Here is a 4,910-nt window from a genome sequence, read left to right on the forward strand (position 1 = left end):
GCAGCACTTCATCCATTCGAGAAAACCATAGACCTTGGGCTTTGCCCAAACCCACTGGGGAACTCTTCCCCAGACCCCCTTAATCGAACACCCCAACCCCTCAATCCCTGAGGGGCTCCCTCGCCGGTAGGCAGGTCAAAAGGTGAACTTTTGACACACCGAGAGGGTCTTGGTGCAGTGAGTCTGTCAACTCCTTAATGCTCCCTTCGGTCCGCTTACCGTTGACAGACGCCATACGGGGCTTTTTCGCCTTTGTGGGAGGTTGCCCCTTAATTTAACACTAAAAGGGCACCAAAACGCCATAGAGGGCATTTATGGGCTTCTCAATGCAAGAATATTTTTTGATTATAAATTTAATAATAAAAAGAATGTATTACTTGAAAAGTAATGTTAAATAAAGGAAGTGGCGACTTGAAAATTAGGGTTATTAAAAAGATAAATACTATGTATTTTAGTGCAATAATTGGATTAATCTTAACAACAATTTATACCACGATATTAATGATTTTTGTTACTAAAACTTTTAATAAAGTGAAATAAAAAATAAGCTTCTCTTTTTGCACTCAAGAGCCTTTCCCCTTGTTTTAGGGTGGAAGGCGCAGGCTGGGGTGAATTGGCGAGAGCCAAGAGGGGCTAGCCCCTTATTGCGTGGATCTATGTGATAAAAGAACAAATCTTTGAACGGTTGCTCTGGCGGTTTTGGCGGTACAATGGCACGAGCAAGCCGATTGCCTTAAATCCTCGTTTTAGGTACGTCGGCTTGGCGACAGTTCAGCACCGCCAAAATTTCTCCATGCAAGGGGGAAAGGGTGGAGATTTTTTGAGTGGGTTTCTCAAAAAATACTACCCGTACCTTGCATGGAGAAAAGCCCTTATATATAGAGTGAGAAGAGAGAGACTTTTAAAAGTGTAAAAAAGGTTGATATATCAGTAGTTTTAGCGATTTTCGTGTGTGTTCATTTGAACACAGTTGTGTGTCTAAATAAACACAAACAAAAATACGAACATAAATAAAAAATCGTAGTTGTCAAATTAAACAACTACGACTAAATTTTTTAAAATAATTTATCTGGTAAATCCTTTAATACAGGCATTTTCATAGCCTTATGAAACATTACTTGTAAGGCTTCATTTACATTATCTTTATCTCCTGCAAAAATCACATGAGGATTTACAAAGACCGCAAAAGCCTTGCTATTATTGCCCTCAACACCTGATTCACCTTTAAATAAAAGACCTTTTTTAACTAACGAATTGATAATTCTGCTAATATTAGCACGTTCATTTCCTAAGTAACTAGCAATCTGAGAAATATTTAAAGGTGCAGGATTCTTGGCTTTAATATCGTCTACAATACAGTTGCTACTAAAGGCAATTAACGGGGTTATATCAATAAAAAAGCTTTTTTCCCTAGCTGATAAATATTTACTTTGTCTTAAAAACTCCCAATTATTCTGCAAGAATTGAGCAAACCTCACTTTCGACTGTGGTGAGCGTTTAGTCCCTATGTAAAGTTCTTTTCCAGTAGCCTTACTTAATAATTCCATAGCATTTTCAATAAATTCTTGAGGGACACCTCCATGATCTAAAGCATACTGAAGCTTTTCTAAATCAAAATCCCTCTTTCTGGCTTTCTTTTCGGCTTGGTCAAAATTCACAATTTTTGTCATATTAATTCTCTCCCTTTTTTGTGGAAGGAATTAACCTCTATGTGGTAAACGGTTTCGACAATGCCAAGAGGGTTTGGGTTCTGTGAGTCTATCAACTCCTTAATGCTCCCTTCGGTCCGCTTACCGTTGACAGACGCCATATAAGGCTCATATAGACTGATTAAGAGACTATCCTAGTTTTTATACCTTCATTTGCCTTAAAGGCAAAATAGAAGCCTTTAAGGCTTTCTAAAAGCTATTAAAGATTTTCCCTTTCATCAGGTTGAGAGAGTGAGGCTGGGGTGAATTGGCGAGAGCCAAGAGGGGTTAACCCCTCTTAGCGTATCTAACTATGGCATAGAAACTCTATTAAGTGCGGGAGAGCGTTTTTACAGGCTATACTAGATTGCTTCCGAACGACTAGCAAATTGTTTCATCAGTTTATCGATCGTTCGGCAAGATAGACGCAGCCTGTAAAATTTCGAAATGCAAGGGGAAAAGGGTGGAGATTTTTTGAGTGGGTTTCTCAAAAAATACTACCCGAACCTTGCATGGAGAAAAGCCCTTATATAGAGAGTGAGAGTATAAGACTTACATAATGTTTAAAGAAGGTTGATATATCAGTAGTTTTAGAGATTTAGCACCGTATCAAAAATGATACGGTACCGTATTAAATTTGATACGGTTAAAAAAAAAAAATAAAGAGCCAATAATGGCTCTTAGTTAAAATAATTTTTGAGGTAATTTTTTTAGTGTTGGATTGTCTTTCATTTGCTTTCTAAACATTAAGACTAGATGTTCTGTTACATCGTCTTTATCGCCTACATAAATGATATTTGGATTAATGAATAATACATAATCCTTTGCTTGATTTACGTCCTTAGAATCGCCTGAAACGGCTTTAGCAAGTATTCCTTTTTTGATTAAGGCATTTACTACTCTACTAATCTTTGTTCGTGATGTATTTAAACAATCGGCTAAACCTTGAATTGTCAAAGCATTTGCAGGTTTTTTCATTATGTCATCTACAACAGCATTTGAATGCATACTGATATTAGATTGAACATCAGTTAAAAAAACCTTTTCTTCACTGGTGAGATACTTTTCACGTCTTAAAAATTCCCAGTTTCTTTGCAAGAATTGAGCAAACCTCACTTTCGATTGGGGACTTTTTTTAGTACCTATGTAAGTTTCTTTTCCAGTAGCTTTACTGACTATTTGAAGAGCCTTTTCTAATTCTTCTTTTGATACTTCATGATGATCTTGCTTAAACTTTTCAGTATCGTTCTCAAAGTCTCGCTTTCTAGCATTTCTTTCAGCTTGTTCAAAATTAACAACTTTTGCCATAAATAATTCTCTCCCTTTGTGTGGAAGGAATTAGCCCTTATGTGTTAGAATACACTTATAACAAAGTGAATAGGGGTTAATTCCTTACCCTTGATTGATACGAGAGACCGCCTAGCCGACCAAAGCATAGGGCGGTTTTTCTCGTTCTAGTAAAATTATAACAGATTCATAGAGTGTAGGCATTTTCTTCCTTTATTCATGTTAAAAACTCCTTATTTCAATTTCCAATGCATTTCATATTTTTCAAACACTTTAATAAGATCATCTAGCAACTGTTCATTTTCTTCCCAAGATAAAGGCTTCTTTTCATAGTCTCTGTTATATTCAAACGTCACATTCCAAGTACGATTACAGTCTAAAGTTCCTTTGATAATCTGTTTTGACCTTTCAAAATCATGCATTAACGTTCCATCTCCATTTCTCTTCTTTTTTGCTTTTCTGGTTTCTCTAATTTTTCTAATGAGTCCTGGACAAAATCATTACGTTTATCTTCTAGAAATTTTATTTTATTGTGGTCTACATCGTTTAGCCTTAAAAAACTTTTAACTCGGTCAATTTGAGCAAATAAAGCTTTTGCTACTCTCTTTTTAAAAGCAGAAAACTCATTAGCAAGTTCCAAATATTTATCCTTTAATTTTCCATTTTCTAGCTTTAAATCTCTATTTTCTCTTTGATATGACTGATTTTCAAACTTAAGTGTATCCCTTTCCCCTACTAGTTTTGTTTTTTCTTTTAACTGGTCATTGTATTTATTAACCAACCCATTATACTTTTCAATTAAGTTTTCATATTTCTTTACAATGTCAGTCTTCTTCATTTTTTCTATCACTTTTTCTTTAACTAAAGAATCCAAATTCTCCTCAATATGTTTATAATAATGACGAACTTTATCTTGTCCAATTTGCATATCTGATTTTAGCTGTTCAACTTCTTTTTTAGCTTTTTCCAAGTCTTTTTCTAAATTCTCAGCTTTCACTTGATAAATAACTCCATTAGTAGCATAGTCCACTAAACTTTGATAATCCTGCTCTTTCATCCCAACTAATCCAAGAACTTTTTTCGATTCAATATTCTCAATAGCTTTTGTCTTATCTGTAATCTCATGGATCTGACCTATTGTTCGCTCATACTTCTCTTTCGCATCCTTTTCCATTTGTTGAAGCGTTAGAGCCTTGTATTTAGTTGATTCAACATGTTTACGGTCAGTTGAGACCCCACGTTCTAAATCAAATCCTTCTCGTACCATATGGTCATGGAATTTATCCTGTAGCTTTGCAAGTTGTTGTTTCTTACCAAAAAAATCTTTTGCCGAAAGCCGACCATCTTCCGTAATCGGCACAAATCCAACATGCATATGTGGTGTTTTTTCGTCTTTATGAACCATTGCATAAGCAATATTTTTTTCTCCATATTCATCTGCAAAGAATTCATAAGCCGATTCAAAGAATCGTCTTTCTTCTCGTTCTGATAGATTCTGAAAATACTCTGAATCAGAAGTAACAAGAAAACTAGCAACTTTCACCGCATCTTTCCGAATGGCTTTGCCAGTCGTCACTCCTTCCTCAATCATTTTGTTTACTTTTTCGTTATAATCAATAGATTTAGGATTAACTAAATCGTAATTCAAATGGGAAAGTTCATTCCTAATATCAGCATTTGTCTGACTCTCTTTTTCTCTTTGATTATGTATTTGAATGCCCTTGATTGCAGGTTGTTTTAGCTTCTGCATATGCAAAATTGCATAGCTCATTTTAGGGGTTCATCTCCTTCTCAAAAATCTAGTAGATTAAGAGAAGTGTAGCACACTACACTTTGCACGCAAAGTTACATGTGTTGGGGTATCCCCCAAACCCCCTTAAAAACCTTTCGACTATCGTCGAACTCGCCTTGCTGAAGTGTGGCCAATTTACATTG

The 4,910-nt window shown here is 35.6% G+C and carries 4 protein-coding genes; all 4 read right to left on the reverse strand.

Annotation, left to right across the window (positions count from 1 at the left end; all coding sequences use genetic code 11):
• Window positions 1-1,055: 1,055 nt before the first annotated feature.
• Window positions 1,056-1,670, reverse strand: a complete 615-nt coding sequence (locus NSS71_RS25580) for a MarR family transcriptional regulator (RefSeq protein WP_087095702.1) — start codon at window positions 1,668-1,670, stop codon at window positions 1,056-1,058.
• A gap of 702 nt (window positions 1,671-2,372) precedes the next feature.
• On the reverse strand, window positions 2,373-2,996 hold the full coding sequence (locus NSS71_RS25585) for a MarR family transcriptional regulator (RefSeq protein ID WP_341152213.1): 624 nt from the start codon (window positions 2,994-2,996) through the stop codon (window positions 2,373-2,375).
• Between the two features lie 212 nt (window positions 2,997-3,208).
• On the reverse strand, window positions 3,209-3,397 hold the full coding sequence (locus tag NSS71_RS25590) for a hypothetical protein (protein WP_341133461.1): 189 nt from the start codon (window positions 3,395-3,397) through the stop codon (window positions 3,209-3,211).
• The gene (gene mobV / locus NSS71_RS25595; protein WP_341152214.1) at window positions 3,397-4,746 is read right to left on the reverse strand and encodes a MobV family relaxase; all 1,350 of its coding nucleotides are present in this window, start codon (window positions 4,744-4,746) and stop codon (window positions 3,397-3,399) included. The genes NSS71_RS25590 and mobV overlap by 1 nt, the downstream gene beginning before the upstream one ends.
• Window positions 4,747-4,910 lie beyond the last annotated feature (164 nt).

It is taken from the genome of Niallia sp. FSL W8-0951 (assembly GCF_038006525.1).
GTDB classification, from domain to species: Bacteria; Bacillota; Bacilli; order Bacillales; family Cytobacillaceae; genus Niallia; species Niallia circulans.